This is a genomic window from Chroococcidiopsis cubana SAG 39.79 (assembly GCF_003991895.1).
GTDB lineage: Bacteria > Cyanobacteriota > Cyanobacteriia > Cyanobacteriales > Chroococcidiopsidaceae > Chroococcidiopsis > Chroococcidiopsis thermalis.
Genome location: NZ_RSCK01000071.1, coordinates 1 through 17,714, shown reverse-complemented (window position 1 = coordinate 17,714; position 17,714 = coordinate 1). Strand labels below are relative to the sequence as shown.

At 44.6% G+C, this 17,714-nt stretch carries 7 protein-coding genes; all 7 read right to left on the bottom strand.

Translation table 11 applies throughout. The features are described from left to right. Positions 1 to 3 precede the first annotated feature (3 nt). Complete coding sequence (locus tag DSM107010_RS40115) at positions 4 to 228, bottom strand: 4-Cys prefix domain-containing protein (protein ID WP_181246324.1); 225 nt, start codon at positions 226 to 228, stop codon at positions 4 to 6. A gap of 96 nt (positions 229 to 324) precedes the next feature. Next, positions 325 to 4,245, bottom strand: coding sequence for a right-handed parallel beta-helix repeat-containing protein (locus DSM107010_RS27565; RefSeq protein ID WP_106166880.1), 3,921 nt, complete (start codon positions 4,243 to 4,245; stop codon positions 325 to 327). Between the two features lie 438 nt (positions 4,246 to 4,683). Then, positions 4,684 to 7,779, bottom strand: coding sequence for an isopeptide-forming domain-containing fimbrial protein (locus DSM107010_RS27560; protein WP_106166881.1), 3,096 nt, complete (start codon positions 7,777 to 7,779; stop codon positions 4,684 to 4,686). A gap of 2 nt (positions 7,780 to 7,781) precedes the next feature. Next, a complete protein-coding gene (locus tag DSM107010_RS27555; RefSeq protein ID WP_106166882.1) occupies positions 7,782 to 11,948 on the bottom strand; it encodes a hypothetical protein in 4,167 nt (1,388 codons plus the stop codon). Continuing rightward, positions 11,945 to 13,474, bottom strand: coding sequence for a DUF11 domain-containing protein (locus DSM107010_RS27550; protein WP_106166883.1), 1,530 nt, complete (start codon positions 13,472 to 13,474; stop codon positions 11,945 to 11,947). The genes DSM107010_RS27555 and DSM107010_RS27550 overlap by 4 nt, the downstream gene beginning before the upstream one ends. 291 nt (positions 13,475 to 13,765) lie before the next feature. After that, entirely contained in the window at positions 13,766 to 14,323 is a 558-nt protein-coding gene (locus DSM107010_RS27545; RefSeq protein ID WP_106166885.1) for a DUF11 domain-containing protein, read from the bottom strand. Positions 14,324 to 14,468: 145 nt separating this feature from the next. Further along, positions 14,469 to 17,159 (bottom strand): beta strand repeat-containing protein, encoded by a 2,691-nt coding sequence (locus tag DSM107010_RS27540; RefSeq protein ID WP_106166884.1) that lies wholly within the window; start codon positions 17,157 to 17,159, stop codon positions 14,469 to 14,471. Between the last annotated feature and the right edge of the window lie 555 nt (positions 17,160 to 17,714).

The following is a 17,714-nucleotide window of genomic DNA, read 5'->3' as shown; positions in this document are numbered from 1 at the left end:
GCCTCAATATTGCCTTGTATGTGGGGCAGAGGAAAAAACTGCCACGCAAAGGGCATTGAGACGATTGGCATCTTCTGCCAAAAAGGTGCGTCCAAAACCACCATTGCCGATTGGTTTAATTGCTTGATATTGGTCTTTGAGTAGCAACTTGGAGCCACAGACGAGACAATACTTTCTTCCATCTAAGTTTTGGGGATTCTGGCAGTCTGGATTCAAGCAGTAACTCATATCTGGGGATCGGCTTATGGAATCTGTATTTAGTCTTCCCAGATTTAACAGGCAATTAGCCATTAAGGGAAAAACTACCACTAGGTAAAGGTTAGGTTAGTTGAGCTTAGCTTTAAACCGCACAAATCCATAGGCATTTGCAGGAATTCCAGGCGCAGTCGCATTGATTAAATCGCCTAAATTAACCACGATCGCCCCAGTGGTATTGCTACCCTGGCAATTAACATTAGGATAAACACTACTCGGCTCAACTCCTGGGGGAAAATACATTGCCGTATCTCCATCGCTGACATTTGTTAACGATTCAGTCGTCCCGTTATATTGCCAGAGAATCCCCCGTGTTACTCCTTGTAAACCTCCAGATGCTTGCACGGGATAGCTATCGAACCCAGTAGCAAGAAAACTCATATTTGCGGGAACGCGATCGCAAAACAACACATTTTGAGCTGTAGTCGCACCAGTAGAGAGATAGTAAATCGTGTATTCGACTTCTTCTCCCGGTTGGACAAAACCGCCATCGATCTGTCCTCTCAAGGAGTCATCCAGCGGTAAACCCCAGTTCACATCTTCATCGAGATCGCCATTATTATTCGGGTCAGTAGCAGTACCATCAAACCCAGAAAAAGGAACGCCATTAATGGCAGTAATGCGCTTGACGAGTGATAGATGAGGGCTGCCTGTAATGGTAATATTACCGCTGAATTCTGAAGTACTGCCATTTGGGGCGCTAGTGCAGTTTTCGCTGTTGAGACAGGTAGCAGTAGCAGTGAGCGTGTCAGCGGTTGTGACTGTATTGGGCAGACTGCCTAACGGGATCGAAAATTCAAATCGGTTTGTGGTGTCAGTACCTTGGTTGAGACCATTGAAGGGACTAGTATAAGTGCCAGTTGTCGCATCGGCATCGTCTGCCGAATCTTCAACCAACGTCACGAGATATTCTTGTCCTTCACCAAAACCTGAGGGGTCGGGTTGTTTGACAAAAAATTCTATTTTCGAGCCAGGGCGAGCAAAGCCTTTAACGACTAGGTTACCACCTGAAAGCTGAGCGCTCTCTAAAATCGGAAAGTTAAATAGACCATTTGCACCCGTATCGAGATCGCCACTGTCATTAAGCGTCACCCCATTACCTTCGCTACCACCACCCAAATCGATGCCAAGTCCACCGTTGCTATAAATCGAGTTTTCAGTCATTGTGTTGCCCGTTCCCGCAGCAACGACAATACCATCACCGAGATTGTTAGCGATCGTATTTTGACCGATCAGGTTGTTGCTTCCTAAGCGGATACCAATTCCAGCATCCTGAGTGTCGTCGGGTGCGCCATTGTTGATAATCTGGTTACTACTCAGGTTGTTGCTGTTGTTGGTAGTCGTATGTAGATCGATCCCGTAACCTGGGTTGTTGATGATGATATTCTCAGTCACGTTATTGCTACTAGAGCCAATCAGTTCGACCCCATCAGCAAGAGGATCGGTCACGCCATTATTACGAATGATATTGGAATTAACGTAAGCGCTAGTGGCACTTTGAAACTTTACGCCTGAGTTATCATTGCTAAAAATAGTAGCATCTTCTAGCCGCGAGTTCGCTGCCCCCGCACCATTGAAATAGACTCCCACACCTGCCGTACCTACACCGTTAGCACCAGTAATACCGATATTTTTAATAAAAGTAAAGCTAGCTTGCACTTCCAGCCCAGGACCGGCGGCGACGTTGAGAACAATTTCTGGTCCAGTCGTGTTGTTAAATATTGGTGCGTTAGTGTCTCCAGTTAAGGCAGTTTGGGTTCTACCATCAATACTAGTACGGTTAGCGTTAGTACTAGTTGCATTTGCGATCGCGGGTAGAGCAGTTGCTAAAGTAATTGTGGCGACACCACCGCTAAATTGGTTAGGTAACCCCGCCCGTAAACCGGGATGAGCTGCACCATCTGAAATCATGAAGATACTCTCCTCCCTACCGGAAAGCACTCCAACTTGAGCCAGACTCGTATTGTTGAGAGTATTACTGTTAATAATGAACTGGCGTAAGCTGCCCTGACCGGAATCTCTCGTACTGACTATGGTGTCAAAGTTAAAGCCGAAGTCTATACCCGTGATATTACCAGCACCAGCATTAATTTGGGCGATCGATTGAGCAGCGGTTGTAGCGGTAGTGAGTGCGGCTAACGTGGTACTACCATTGCCCGCATCAACTAATGTCGGGTTTTCTCCCCCTACCCGATCTGCAACCGCAGTTATAGTTCCCGTAGTGGCATCGGTACGATAAGTCTGTACCGGGATGAGCGTACCTCCCGAACTGGGACGGGCAGAAGTTACAGTACCGTTAACCACGCGCACCGTGTAACTTGTATTTCCTGGCTGATTGGTGAAGCTGTAAGCGCCGTTAGTATCAGTGAGAGTGGAAGTCAAGAAATTGCCTGCCGAGCTATATAACTCTACCCGCACGTTTGGGCGGCGAATCACGCCTGTTGCGAAGCCAGAGGCTGCGGCTGAATTGTTAGCAGTCGTATAGTCGCGCCCTACACCACCACCATAGTTAACATCTTCAAACACCGTACCAGAAATGGATACCCTTTGATTAAAAGTTACAGCAGCGCGATCGTCTTCGTTGACGTTATTGTTGTTCGGAGTAGAGTCAGGATCGGTTTGGTCGCTGGCGTTGACTTCAGCAATATTAGTAATGGCATTAGTGGTATTTACTGTTGCCACAATCTGAAGCGTTGCAGTAGCGCCTTTGGGAAGCGTACCTATATCCCACATCCCCGTACTAGAAATGTAAACACCTCCGTTGTAATCGCTGACACTGAGATAAGTAGGAGTCGTAGCGCCAAAGGTGACAGAGGCATTCGAGGAAACGTAGGTTATTCCAGTAGGTAAGATATCCTGAACCTTGACATTTGTAGCGTTGTCAGGACCATCGTTTTTTACATTAATCGTAAAGGTGACATTTTCCCCTACATTAGGCAGTAATTTATTGACTGTCTTAGTTAAACTTAAATCTGCTGTTACAGCAGGAGTAACATTAATATTAATGTCATAGTCGGGTGGAATTTTATAAGTTGTATTGTAGTGATAACTAGAGCCAGATTTATCATAAACCAAACTAGAAACACCAATTGTTTGATTCTGAGTAGCAATAATTTTTACTTTGTATCTTGCAGTAAAGTCATCGCCAACTTTTCCACCTGTATAACCATCAGAAATACTCAGATTATCGCAAGTTCGGTAATAACTAGAATTAGGATCTGAATCCCAACCACAGGCATCACCATAAATGGAATTATTAGTTGTACCAGAGGGAGTTGTATAATTGGTATTAACTTTAAGAACCTGAAAAACAGTGTTGGGAAAGTTAGTAGCAAAAACTAATTGTTCATAACCTCCAGTTGCTGTCTGACCAGTTACCGTATAATCTACAATATCTCCTGATTGTACGGTGGTTGTGCCTGTGAAAGTGAGTACCTTATTACGATTCTGCTCGACTAATTTTTCAACGTATAAACGGCGAGGTTGAGGAGTTGTAATTGTCGCTAGCTGAGTACCGCTTAAATCTTTACCAGTTGCCTCAATATAATATTCTCGATACGTGTTTTGAGCAGCTAGAAGTCGCTGAACTTGAATGTTGAAATAAAAATCTGTGCAGTAAGCTGGAGTTGCGCCAGTATTACCAATATTATGAAATGTCGATCCAGCACCGCCAGCAGGTAGATAGTTAATATTTAAAGTATTCAGACCGAGAAGTGAAATATAAGCACTACCCGTTCCCGAACCCAAGTTAATCTTCGCTTGTATATCTTTAGCGGCAGATGTACCGAGATTACAAACTCTAGCTCCAATATTAAAAACATTGGGTCCTTCAATATCAGGTTTATTACTATCTAGACCGATAATGTCCCAGGAAATGGGTTTAATTTGTAAGTTGGGAGTGGCATTTGCTTTTAGGGGACAACATAAAAGTACTCCAACAACGGTTAAGGTAATTGGAGCAAGTTTTTTTAACATTACAGGTTTATTCATAATAATTGCCAATCCTTCTTCCAGCCTGAGTAAATTGTGGCGATCGCGCCAGCTTTATTGACTGCAATTCATTTTTTTAATCATTGTAGTTTTATTGAATCTGCGGTCATTGAATCGTTTTTTGGCAGCTAGCAATCGATAGATACGATTGATAAGGTAGTTATCAGCAGTTTTACAGTGGTTTTCGTTTATGAACATTTGAAAATTTCTAAGTATTGTAACTTTTAGTAAAAACTCATAACCGATCGTATGATTTAGCTTGCCCAGTTAGAATTAGATATCTTTCAGTACAATAATTTTGATTCAGGTATATTCTTCACAAGTAAATTATGTATAGACATAATGTAAAACTGCTCCAGTTCAAAACTCTATGTCCGCTCCAACTACGTGTACGTATAACAGCGATCGCCTACTTTAAATTTCGTGCTGCTATTTTTCTTATTGCACCTTAGCCCGAAAACGAATGAAGCCGTAGGAATTAATTGGCGTACCTGCACCCGTTGCATTGGGTAAACTACCTAAATTAACCACGATCGCCCCATTGGTATTACTGCCCTGACAATTAATATTGGGATAAACGTTACTCGGCTCAACTCCTGGGGGAAAATAGGTTGCGGCATCTCCATCACTGAGATTTGTTAACGATTGAGTCGTGCCGCTGTATTGCCAGAGAATACCTCTATCTGTTCCTGATAAACCTAAACTATTAGCAGTGTAACCACTATTAAAGGTATTAGAAATAAAACTGGTGTTCGTAGGAATGCGATCGCACAAAGCTGTATTATTTGCTGAATTCGCTCCATCCGAAATAAAGTAGATTGTATATTCAATTTCGTCTCCAGGTTGCGTAGTATCAAAGACTTTGCCTTGTAAATAGTTAGACAACCATCTCACATTACTATTGTCATTTAAATCGCTAGTTGTAGTAGGATCGACAACATTAGTAAAATTTGTGGTATTAATGGCTGTAATTCGTTTAACTAAGCGTAGCCGTGCTGCTATACGAGTAACAGTCAGATCGTCTGCTGTAGAAGTATCAGGATCGTTACTTTTAAGACTCGGAAATTTGTCGCTAGCGACAAATGCTTGATTAGACACTTGAGACACACCATTCGGAAAAGAATTGTTAACCCGAACGCGAAATGTGACTGTAGTGCTTTGCCCAGCAGTCAAACTTCCCCCTAATGTGCCGTTTGCTCCTGTTCCCAGACGAAAGATAACATTAGTATTGTTGTTAATGATTTCTGCTTGATCGGTATCTAGACTATTAGTTTTGTTTCCGGTATTAGCTCCCGCAGCAACTCTTAAAGTACCAGAAACATAAGTCGTATTGGCAGGAATGGTATCGGTCAGTATGACGTTGCTAATTGCTGTATTTGTGCTAGGGTTGGTCACAGTAATCCTGTACTCTAAAGTATCCCCTGGGGTAACAGCTTGGTTTGCTAAAGGAGTTGTACCACCAGAACGATCGCCATCAATAGCAAGCACGTCAGTTTTAGTTACAGTAGGAGGAGTACCAAATATAAAGGTATCGGTAACAGTGTTAGTGTGAGAATCGTTAGCGGTTGTATTCGGATCTGTCACATCTAGTGGAGTTTTAGCAGTAACTGAATTCGACAAGTCTGCAAAACTAGGAACAGTACCCGTAATAGTAAAAGTGGCAACTGCATCTTTATTAAGCGTTAATGTGGTATTGAGGTTGTTCCCCGAACCATTGGCTGCACCACAAGCATTAGCGAGACTACCAGCAACATCATTAGTAATTGCACAAGTCCAGGTGACATTAGTAACAGTGCCAGGAATATTGTCAGTAACGACAATATCGCTTGTATCGCTGGGACCTTTGTTAGTTACGGTGACTGTGTAAGTAATTTGGCTACCAACAACATTGGAAAAACTATGTGTTTTCGTCACTTGCAGGTCAGCTTCTCGGAGAACGATGCCACCAGATTCTATAGAGTCAGAGGTAGATGGAACGCTCGTCCAGGTATCGATTCCTTTGTGATCGCCAAAAGAGCTACTAAAAGCATGAGCGCCTGTACTGCTGTCAATTCCACCCTTAGCAGCAATAGGATTGGGTACAGTTCCTCCAATTAATCCAGTATCGTCGTAGTAGACAATCGTACACCCGGCTAATGGCTCGCTGAGAGTACAATTCTGTCGCGTTACGATGATGCCTCTGGGGTTGTTCTCAGCGTCAATAAAGGGAAAGTGGACTTCACCAACATCAACCGTGACCGCAATACTAGCACGATATCCAGTCGCATCGGGTCTGAGAGCCACACCCAATCCATCCTTACCGTCCCATTCCACAGAATTAGTCCCAACTGTGGAAATTCCAGATAAGATGCGATCGTTGCTATCAAAAGTGCCATTACCGTTGAAGTCTAGAAAAATTCGGTAACGTCCTGCTTGAGCCACATTAAATTTGAAATAACCACCCAAAGGAAATGTACCTGCTTTACCAGGAGTGTTTGCTTCTTTGCCGACGAACTCAAAGTTAGTCGGTGCAGCAGGAGGAGGAGCGACTAAAGACTGGAGCCATGTCGAACCACCGCTAGGTAGCGAAGCCGTAGCTGGTAAGTCCATGCTTGGAGGATTAAAAAATATTTTATTAGTCCCTGCTACGGAGCTATCGATTGCGCCTCCACTCGGTAAACTATCACCACTCCCAAGTTGAACGGATTTGTAGAGTCGATTTCCTCCTGAAGTAAACCCTTGTGGATTGGATAGCATGATAAATCCAAAGGGATCTAAGCCGTTGAAATCTATTCTGTATAAATAACCATCTGCGGTCTTGACAAATACAGCAGAACTCAAAGCTCCTATCGAGTCATTCGTATTATTACCTATGTTGAGAGCTAGGTAATTCGCAAATACCCGACCAGGAATAGCTTGAGCGGAACTATTAGTTACAGTAATGTCCCAAGCTGCTACTGTTGCTCTTTGAGTTGCATCTGTGGCAAAGGCAGTGGTTGTAGCAATCATGAGCGGGTTTTGACCAGTTCCATCTGAAAGTGGAGCATGAAATTCTACTTCGTAGATTCCAGTTTCAGTTGCAGTAATTTGGCAAGGAGTATATCCGCCTGCACTAGGAAATGGTCCGTTAGCTTCTTTAGTGGTTGTATCAATCAAGCCGAAGCCCGTTTGGAGGACATCACAAGAACCATCCTGTCCTCCATTAGGACTGCGGTAGACAATATCTTGAGTCCCTCCTCCAGCACTGTTGTAGACACTAGAGCCAAGATTAATCTTTTCTCCAGCATTCACGTAAACTTTGAGCGTGCTTTTCCGAGCAATCCCAGCTGTTGTTTGTACGGTATCCCACTCAGTATAAGCTCTCTTGCCACTACTAGAGTTGAGTTCTTTACTACCTTCAGCTTGGGCTGGCTGCGTCCAATAGCCGAGAATACATAAGATGAAGGTGCAGACAAAAGCTGCCAGCTCGAACTTACCGGAATATAGATGGATTGCGATCGCTTTCTCTTCAAGCTTTAGAGTCCCTAGCACACTGTAAAATTGAACCTTGCGCATGGCTATTCCCTTGCGATAGATTCTAACGAAGTTGAATTTATTTCTCTGTCTAAATATGACTGAACCTGAGTTGTTTCCTCCTTACTTTCTGGAAGAGTATTAGGAGCGATCGCCTTTGGATTTGCTTGAGGCGGAATCGAACGACTTTCGCCCTCCTTTTTAAGCTCAGTTAGGGGGGTCGCTTGCCCCCTTGCTCCCCTGCTCCCCTGCTCCTGTGCTTTCTTCGATGCAGGAACGGGTTTTTGCAACCCAAAACCATCAAACAATTCGTTCAATTTCACGGTTAAACCAAAATAAGCCCCACCAGCAGAACGAGAGCCGCTAAAATCGTCATCATTCACCTGACCAAAAGCATATCCTGCCGATAACCGCAGATTTGGTGTCAGGTAGTAGCCTGCTTCAGCAACAAAACCCGTCTCGCTGCGATCTTCTGAAGGTTGATTAATCCAGCGAGCTTCACCAACCAAATCGATTTTGTCGTTCAAGCGATAAGTCGCTCGTAATTGTCCCAAATTAATCGTACTGGAATTGACTAAATCTGCTGCTAAGTAAGAGGTACTGTGGCGAATTGCATACTTGCCGTAAAGTTCCCATCGCCAGTTAGGAGCATAAATAGTTTCTAGAGCAAAAGTATGGTCTTTGGAACCCGTACCGCTGCCGAGTAAAATCGTATCGGGAATTGTAGAAGGATTCTTGCGATATTCATAACGTAACAAAGCATTAAATTTATCGTTATTCGGGTCGCGATATGCTAAACCCACTTTTAAGTGAGCCGTATCTCCCAACCCTGAGAGTCTTTGGTTAGAAGCATTCGCCTGTTGATAGTTAACCAAACCCGTTAGCGCGGGAGAAATTTTTCCGGTTACATTTGCAGAAATAACTGTATTAGAACCACCAGAAGAATTCCGATGTTCGTAACGAGCGCTAGCTTTGAAATCGTCGCTAGGCGTGTATGCTAAGCCAATATGGTAGTTATCGCCGGAGTCAACGCCAATTGAAGAGGCACTTTGTCCCGCTGTAAAAGGTTGCACGAACTGCTTACCTGCTCCAGTCCGATTGAAGAAACTACCAAATACATGCTCGTATCCCAAGTCCAGCTTTAACCCAGGGGCAATGGTCAGACCTTGTTTTATCCCGATCGCACCCTGTGTTGTCATCCCGTCACCTCCATTTAAAATGGAGTAACGCCCGTTGACAGTGGTATCCGTACCGAATTTGCGTTCGCCAATAAAATCGAGACTGGTAATCGAGTTACCATCATTCTGACTGCCACTGTAAAACTGTTGCGATAAGCGAATACTCAAATCTTGTGCAACTTTCCAATCTAAACCTATAATCGTGCGGTCTGGATAAACAGCATCCTCTTCATTAGAAATGGTCAGTTCGTTTTGGGCTAAAAAAGTGAGAGTTTCAGTTAAAGGTAACTTGAGACGCGATCGCAATTGGTCTGAAGTACCGCTCAAAGCATTCGGTTCGATCCGGTCTTCTCGATGCCGATGTACCCAATCTAATGTGAGGTCGGCTTTACCAATCTGCTGCTGTACTCCGGCTGTAATCGTTGTCAGCGAGTTGTCAACCTTACTACCTGGAATCGCCTCCGAACGGGGTGAAAATAAATCGGTAAAATTATCTAACGGTTGAGGTGCTATGCCGCGATTGTCTTCATGGTCATACTGCAACCGAACATTAGTTTTTGCAGCGACCTGTCCTGTAACCTGCGCTCCATAACGAGTTTGTCCTGGGACAAAGCTAGTTGTCGCGTTGTTACTAAAACCTGTATCGGTAGAGCGCCAATAAGCTCGACCTTGAATCCCCTTGGCGATCTCTCCCTCAGCCTCTAAGCGATAAGCCGAACCGCTGACTTCTCCCATCATTTCTGAATCGTTTTGAGAGTGAGCGTATTCAGCAATCAAATGTATCTTGTCACTTATCGCAATTTGCGCGTCCGCACCATAAAGTTCAAAGTCGCGAATGCCGCGTTCCTCTTTTAAATAAGTTGCACCGAGCCAACTTTCATTTTCAAGTTCTCGCGAGATGTTGTACTGGACTCTACCACCGTAGATGCGATTGTCCTTTTCTTGGCTCTCATACTGATAGGTGGCAATAATTCGCCGCACCAAAACTTGTCCGTTTTCATCTACAGCCGTGCGAAAAATTGGTTCGCGAAATAACAACGTGCCGCGATCGTAGTCGATGTCGTAGTCCGTACCCCGAACCAGTTGTTGACGTGACAATACCGTACCTGGGCGATTGAGTTCTTCGACTTCAATCGAGATGTTTTCACTTCCAGGTATAAGCAAGCGTCGCGAGAGGAAATAATAACCGCTCGTACCATCAGGCGGGATCGTGTCGCGTTGAAAACCTTCAACGTTATCGCCATAGAATACTGAAAGTTGAAAATCTCCTAGATTATAATTTGCTTTGAATCCGTGGAGGTTACGAGAAGTCGCAGTATATTCTTGTGAGGAGCGAGCAAACTCTTTTGTATCGTAGTCACCCCACATCACATAGTCAGGCTCAGCGCCAGGAATGGATGCCGATCGCTCAAAGCGCAGATATAAACTATCTTGAGAAGGGGTGACAGCCTCGACTTTAGAACTATCGCTGTAAACGGGATAGTTGCGATCGCAGACTTGGTAATCTCGAAACAAACCCGAAGTGCCGTCGCATTTTTGATTCAGGGTGCGATCGCTGTTATATGCTCCTGTAAACAACCATTCGCCAATTTTACCTGTGGCAAAAACTGCTGTATGAAAACTCAGTTCGGTGCGGTTGTCTTCATCGGGGGGCAAAAAGTCGCGAAAACTCTTGTAAAAATCAGTGCCTCTCGCACCTAAACGCAAGTCAACAACACCCGTAACTAGACTAGAGCGCAGATTCGTTTCAAATTGAAATTGGGTATATGCTTCTAGCTGAAAAGCTTCAGCGCGAATTCTGACTGTTTGCGCTTGTAGTCCCGATCGCAGCTCAGCCGAGTATTGTCCTTTGCGTGCCAGGACTTGAAATCCTGGGATATCGGGCTTAGCATCCGTACCGACAAACTCCCCAGCACTAGCATCAAGAGTGACGATCGCATCTTCGTTGGTGCGATTGCCTTTGTCATCGAGTAGCTGCCCTTCAATCGTTGCCGTCGAACGTCCATCGGCGGGAATTCGCGATTCTTGCGATTGGACGGTGATTTGTTTAGTATTACCGCGCACGTATACTTTAACTGTCGTTGATTCTCCAGCGCGATCTCCAGTCTTAATTTTAAGTGTGAGGTGATTCTCTCCCTGCTGGAGTGGCACGCCATACCACGTCTGCGTCACGGAATTTACCGTGTTGTTTGTTTCTGTACCACCAATTAAAGATATATCGACTAGTTCGCCATTTACTGACAGTTCAACGGGAATATTTGCGGGAGACTGCACAGTTACCGTAGTCGCTGGCACGTCCAAGATTTGGCTCGATCGCGGCGAAAGAAATTTTAGGTCATTTGGGCTTGGAGTGGAAGTTGTCTGGGAATCGATATTTTCCGAGTTTGGTGACTGGTTTTGTTCCCGTAAAGCAACCAAGTAGTTAGCATACTTTTGCTCTGCTTCAGATTGCGGTACGCTCTGGGATGGGATATTTGTATTTTGTTCGATCGCTCCTGATGGTACGTCCTGAGGTGAAGTGTTAGTATTTTCGATGACATCTGATGCTGCTGGCAAAGAGAGTAATGCAACTTCAGCTTCAGGAAAATCCGTAACTGTCTGTTCTCGATTTAAGGCGATCGGTAATGCAACTGTGTCGTTCCCGAAATCTGGCGTAGCTACTGTTGTTGTCCCTGGTGCAGCGAGGAACGCCACCAGCAGTTGTTGCAACTGTTGATCTGTTTCTGAGGGTGGTGTTGCAACGGCTTCAATCGGTAACGCTGCTACGTAAGTGCCAAATTCCTGGGTATTCTCGACAGGTACAGATGTCTCAGGTTGGGCAAGTAATGCAGCAATATAATCGTGCCAGCGCTTTTCTGTCACCGATCGCTGTACTTGTCTCAATTCGATTGGTAATGCTGCTACGTAAGTACCAAATTCTGTTTGAGTTTGTAGTGGTTCTGTTCTAGCAGTTTTAGGCAGAATCAACAAACCGATCGCATTCACTGTAGTAATTACTAGGAAGGCATTGAAAAATCGCGTTCTCCACTTCATTTAGGTTTTGCCTCCTTCGCGATCGGAGTCACAGCAAAATTCATCCGCGCCATTCCACCAGGTTCTAAATGCACTAAACGAGATTGACTGTTGCGTTCGATAAAACGGCGGTTGGGAGCCAAGGTGTAGCCAGGTACGCTACTGAAATCTAAAACTCCCGTGCGATAACCAGAAATGACATTGGCAACAGAAAATAGTCCTTGAATATCGGTAGTAATGCGGTTGCCGTCATCCATGAAAATCACCGCATTGGGAACTCCTGGTTCTCCTGGTTGCTGTTCGCCATCAAAGTTTTTATCTACGAATACTCGTCCGATCAGCGTGCCGCAATCTGACAAAATGCCTGGATTAATCCGTAATCTGTGAACGGCGGGACCATCTTTGACTGTTTGGTTGTTATCAATGCGCTGTCCGGTCACGTTCGCCAGGTTTTCACCCGTGCCGCGAACTGCGTCAGCCGTGAGGACTGCGGCATAAGCTATATTCAGAACTTGCTCGTTGGTGGCGTTACTTGGTAGTTCTATTCCCTCTGCACGTAAAGAGATCGTTCTGCCATCGTGACTAGAGGCGATCGCAACTGGAGATTTGCCCAACTCTGCCCGCACGGATTTAGGTATAAAGGTAAAACCTAGAGGTAAGGTATCGGTGACGACGATATTTTTCAGCGGGCTGCTGCTGAGATTTTTGACTGAGAGACGATAGATAACTGTATCTCCAGGTTCGGCTGTAGCGCGATCGCCTGTTTTGACAACTTGTACTTCTTGAGCTTGACAGACACTTGTATCCAAATCCAAAACGGCTAAGACTAATCCAATCCGTTCGGCATTTTCAATGTCAATCGTTCCGTTAATAGACGTGCGATTGTCAGTAGCACTAATTGGTTTGCCGTCTAAAGAGGTAGCGGTATAAGCAACAACTCTCTCGTCCCGTTCTCCAATTGTGAGCTTGATGCGGCGCTCGTCATAAATTGATTTATCGGGGGGATGAATTAATAAAATATAAGTTTTACCGCGATCCAACTGACCCCGCTGAGGATCGAGAAGGAAATTATAAGTCCCTTCTTTGCCATTAGTGAGGAAAAAAGGATTGCTATTTTCTGTATTTGGCTCTAATCCTCTGGAAATATTATTGTTAGCAATATCTGGTGATTCTGTACGAGTGAGAGATACAGGTTCGGCAATTTCTGTTGTTGTTAAATCTTGAGAATTTGGTTCGTATAAACCAATACTAAATCCTGTATAATCAGGCAAAATTTCACCAGCGCAGCCTGTGATTTTCCCTAAAGGATCGATTAAATCTGTGGTGATTACTGAGGTAGAAAGTTTATTTGTTGTCGTTTGAATTGATTGTTTAATATCTGATTTATCGTTATTAAACTCATAACTATAAGTTGCTTGATTAGTGATTTCAATTGCTACCCCTACTTGAATTAGACCAGTTAGTAAAGTTTCTAAGACAGCTCCAGCTAAAAGAGCTGTTGCTATTGGTCGCAACCAATAATTAAAAAATCGGTTCGGAGGTTGCATCTGCGTTTGGATAATTATTTTATTTGTCCGCAATTGGAGGACAAGCCGATGTTGATTTAGGTCAATTGTGCAATGGCGATCGCTATTATTTAAGAAGAGATTTGAGCAGTATTGTTTTGACCTAGTAGAGCTTTTAGATCCCCCCTGCCCCCCTTTTTAAGAGGGGTTCAACCTTTCCAAATCCCCCTTAAAAAGGGGGGTTCAACCTTTCCAAGTCCCCCTTAAAAAGGGGGATTTAGGGGGATCGACGCTCATGTAAAAATTCGGAATTCCGAATTCCGAATTCCGAATTTATTTCACCTTGACTTGATAAGCTGCACCAACCAACTTGCTAGAATCAACTGCTTTGTCAAATTTCCAGCGAATGTGAGTGTAGAGTTCTGCTGGTGCTGGCTCGGTTTTAACCTTACCGTCAGCTAATTTGACTTTTACAGTTGGTTTTTCGACAAAACTCTTGCCATTATCAATACTGTACGTAACCGCAACCCCAGGATGGTTAATCGTAACAGAATTCAAAATATATGTCGTCTGCTTGGGAATTGGTTGAGTTAAGACGAGATTTTTGACTGGGCGATCGCCACTGTTAGCACCGCGCACGGTATAGCGAATCACATCCCCTGGAAAAACTGTAACTTTTCCCCGCATTGCTTGCCAAGTTGCTTTTGGCTTGCCCTGCGCGTCTTTCTGCATGACTTTCTTTTCTGCCATCAGATTTAACTGTACGGGGCGTTGAGATTGAATGTTTTGAACTGTTGCTTTTGGCTGTTGTTGGGCGCTAACCATGCGATCGCCTAGAGGTGCAGATAATAATACGGCGACAGCTACGCCAAACATTGACAAATGTTTCATTGTGACAGTCTCCTGATGATTCAAATCCATCCATTAATTTGCCCATTCAAGGCACGGATGTAACAGAGAGGTAGGAATATTGCAAAGCACTTGAGCCTAAAATTCGCGACTACACAATCGTAGTCGCGAATTCTATTCGCTCCAGCTATTTCACTAAACGCTGGAACTTGAAGTTTCCTTGTGGTGTTCCTGCTGTACCATTCGGAGCTAAACTACCGATAAAGTTGACATAACCAGTATTCGTCAAAGCTTCAGGTACGCCAGAGCCAGGATTGATCGTATCGATCGTCGTATTGTAGAAGCTGACTGTTCCCTGTGTACCAACTGCCTTTGTCTGTACGTGTTCTGTAGTTGCAGCCCAAGTACCATTTCTGGGGTTTGTCGTATCGCCAGTACCATCTTCAAAGATTCTGAAGTTGCTAGCACTCAATTGAACGCTACCGCTACCACCAGTAGAAGCAGGTGTCGAGATGTTTTCGTAGGAAATCCGATACTCGATCTTCCAACCGGGTTGAGGTCTAGCTGGATTCGTTGTAAATCCATTAGGATCTGCGATCGCAGCACCAGTTGCATCTACAGTAATTGGATTACCAGCATCATCCAAAATCCGAGCTTCTTTTGTCAGCTTCACGAAACCCGTGTAGGTTCGATCGACCTTCAAGTTGAAGATACTTTCAGCCGTGGGAGTCGTTGAAGTCCGGCTAAACTCATTGTTATTATCTTCATCGACAAATGCCACGATCGCCACTGGATATGCAGCGTTTTGAGCAGCACCATCGCCAAGATTTACTGTTACTGTGTAGTCAAGGCTGACCTGACCGTTGAGCGTAGTAATTTTAATTGGTGTATCAGTAGTGCTAAAGGTACTGCCATTCCATGTATAAGTGGCTGATTGTCCACCATACTCGATCTTGACAGTCGTACCATTTGGTAAGGTTGCATTCGTACCATAACCAGTATTGGGGTCTTGCTGGTTAGCAGCCGTGTTATCTGCTGCGTAATCGGCTTGTTCAGCGGGAATTGGCTTCAGAACTACGTTGTTGAGTCCAAGCGAGTTGGGGTTTCTGACCGTGTTATTGAAAACAAGATCGAGAGTTTCTGCATTTGTGAGCGCAACGGCAGGATCTTTACCCACTGGCGGCGAAATTGACTGGTTCACGTAGTCAGTCTGATTGGAGTTTCCTGGACCTGTTGCCCCTGGAACTCCTCTAGGTCCGGTCAAAATGCTACCAGGTGCGTCAATGGAAAGTAGGTTAACTTCACCATCACTACCCGTACCCAGGTTACTCTGTGGGTTATTTACAGGTTGGTTGCTGGGGTCACTACCGTAAGTAGCAAGAGCTATACCGTCATCATTAGCAGGATCGAAGCCACCTGCACCGTCAGCGTAAGGAGTTGTCGTACCCTCAAAGTTATTGGGGAATTGGTCGCCGGACTCATCATAGATAATCCGGTTAAGATCGCTATCTCCTTGGGTATGACCGAAGGCTTGAGCAATGTTGAGGATTTGACCACCAGCGAAGCCCGTGGCTGTCCTTACCTGGAACTGGAAGCCATTTGTATCGGTAAGTGTAGAAGATCCAGCAGTCATTGAGCCAGTACGGACAATACCAATCCGCTTCACTAAATCTGCCTGAGCCTGATTTGTAGGTGCAGTGGTTGTCCAGTTGGCACTGAGGGCTGTAGCGTTAGCCGCCGCAGGATCGTCATTACTATACACTACAGTCCAGCCTGAAGGTGCGGTTGGTAAGAAGCCAGCATCCAAAACTGTATTTGTAGGAATGACATCAGAAACTAAAATCACAGCTCCAGTAGGAGCGCCTGCACCCGTAATGGCGTTAGCCAGAGCCGTTCCTTCCAAGTTACTTACAGCAAAGGAGGAGGCATTGGGATAGGAGCCTTCAACGCGCAAGTCTAAACGGTAACGAATCTGGTCGTCATCGAGCGCTGAAGTATTAGGAGTATGTAGAGAGCGAGTCTTGAGTACAGTTGCTAGAGCGCGGGTAGTGACCTGCGTTCCTAAAGGAATCGATTGGAATGCTGCTGCTTCCCGTTCTCCATTTGCAGGACCTAAATTTCTAGGAGCCGGTTCGGATATGTCAGCAGTCCGCACATCATCATCAGTAGTGGCATCGGCTGCATATAGGATGTTCTGGCGATTCTGCGTTCCAGGATCGGCAGTGTTACCGAATTGCACGCTAATTGGATTAGTTGCTACGGTTTCTGTCACTGTGACAGGAACTCGTACTACTATCTCTTGGTTGACATCAATCGAGCCATCAAAAGCAGCATAGCCTGCGCCTTGAATAGCTAGGATAAATGCAGCATTATCTGATTGAACGCCAGCATCAGGAACGGCAACTGGAGTTGTCAGCGTGTTGCCGTTAATTCTAACGATATAAACGCTATTGGCTCCAGCTGTACTACCGATTTGACCGCCGACAATACGACCTCCTGTATTTAGGATTGTCTTGCCTGGAATGTAGATAGCAGTGGTATCGTTACCGACGTTAGTAATTGTAAAGTCGAAGTCTAAAATATCTCCGTTGGAGACACTACTACCGTTCCTGTCAACAGGTGTCGAACCAACAACAGCGATACCTGCAACCTCTGCTACTGTGATAGTCACTTCGTTAGAAGTTGCATTTATCGTACCAGGGTTACTGGGGTCTTCATAAGTAGCAGTCGCTTTGTTTTTGATCTCAGTTCCCGCACCCGTGAGTGGTGCAGTCGGTACAGCCTGCGCCAAAACAGGTGCAGTCATGTTAAAAGTGCCACCCATTAATAAGGTAGCTACAAGCAGTTGGCGATAAAGCCGTTTGGTTTGAGTGTTCATATTTCCACAGGGTTCAGATCTTCAATAACTAACCACCGTCGGGTTAGTCTCACACCGTTAGACAAATTACACAGTTAGACAAAACTCATAGCTGAGGTTTTCTCAGCAAGACCGTGACAAAATTTGAGCTGAGAAGCCGCAGCAAAATAATATTTTCTCGAAATCTCCTTTTTAGTAGTGCCAAACTTCAGTCTTGAGGTAGAGGTCGAATTTACTACAGATTTATCTTGTCCGAGATGGTTGTAAACTACCTGAAGACAAACACTGAATTTATTTTCAATAGATATACTTCGATCGCAACTGAATTCTGCATAGATGAGTTTAATTTGGACTAAAAATTCAGTGCAATTACCGATCGTTTTTCTAAAATGACTATGGAATCGTGCAATTTACACGCTTGACAAAAAATCTGTAGCGATCGCTACTGAGATGCGTGCAGACTACACTTATGTGTTTACACTGCAATTAAGAATTCAATAGAGCATTTTCTAGTCTACTGAGGTACAATAACAGCAATGAGTAAACCAGCAACGTAGATCTTCAACAGAGACTTGA

What these genes read in the sequence shown, in the direction of transcription:
- DSM107010_RS40115 (WP_181246324.1), bottom strand. Translation starts at nt 228, where the DNA reads ATGAGTTACTGCTTGAATCCAGACTGCCAGAATCCCCAAAACTTAGAT.
- DSM107010_RS27565 (WP_106166880.1), bottom strand. Translation starts at nt 4,245, where the DNA reads ATGAATAAACCTGTAATGTTAAAAAAACTTGCTCCAATTACCTTAACC.
- DSM107010_RS27560 (WP_106166881.1), bottom strand. Translation starts at nt 7,779, where the DNA reads ATGCGCAAGGTTCAATTTTACAGTGTGCTAGGGACTCTAAAGCTTGAA.
- DSM107010_RS27555 (WP_106166882.1), bottom strand. Translation starts at nt 11,948, where the DNA reads ATGAAGTGGAGAACGCGATTTTTCAATGCCTTCCTAGTAATTACTACA.
- DSM107010_RS27550 (WP_106166883.1), bottom strand. Translation starts at nt 13,474, where the DNA reads ATGCAACCTCCGAACCGATTTTTTAATTATTGGTTGCGACCAATAGCA.
- DSM107010_RS27545 (WP_106166885.1), bottom strand. Translation starts at nt 14,323, where the DNA reads ATGAAACATTTGTCAATGTTTGGCGTAGCTGTCGCCGTATTATTATCT.
- DSM107010_RS27540 (WP_106166884.1), bottom strand. Translation starts at nt 17,159, where the DNA reads ATGAACACTCAAACCAAACGGCTTTATCGCCAACTGCTTGTAGCTACC.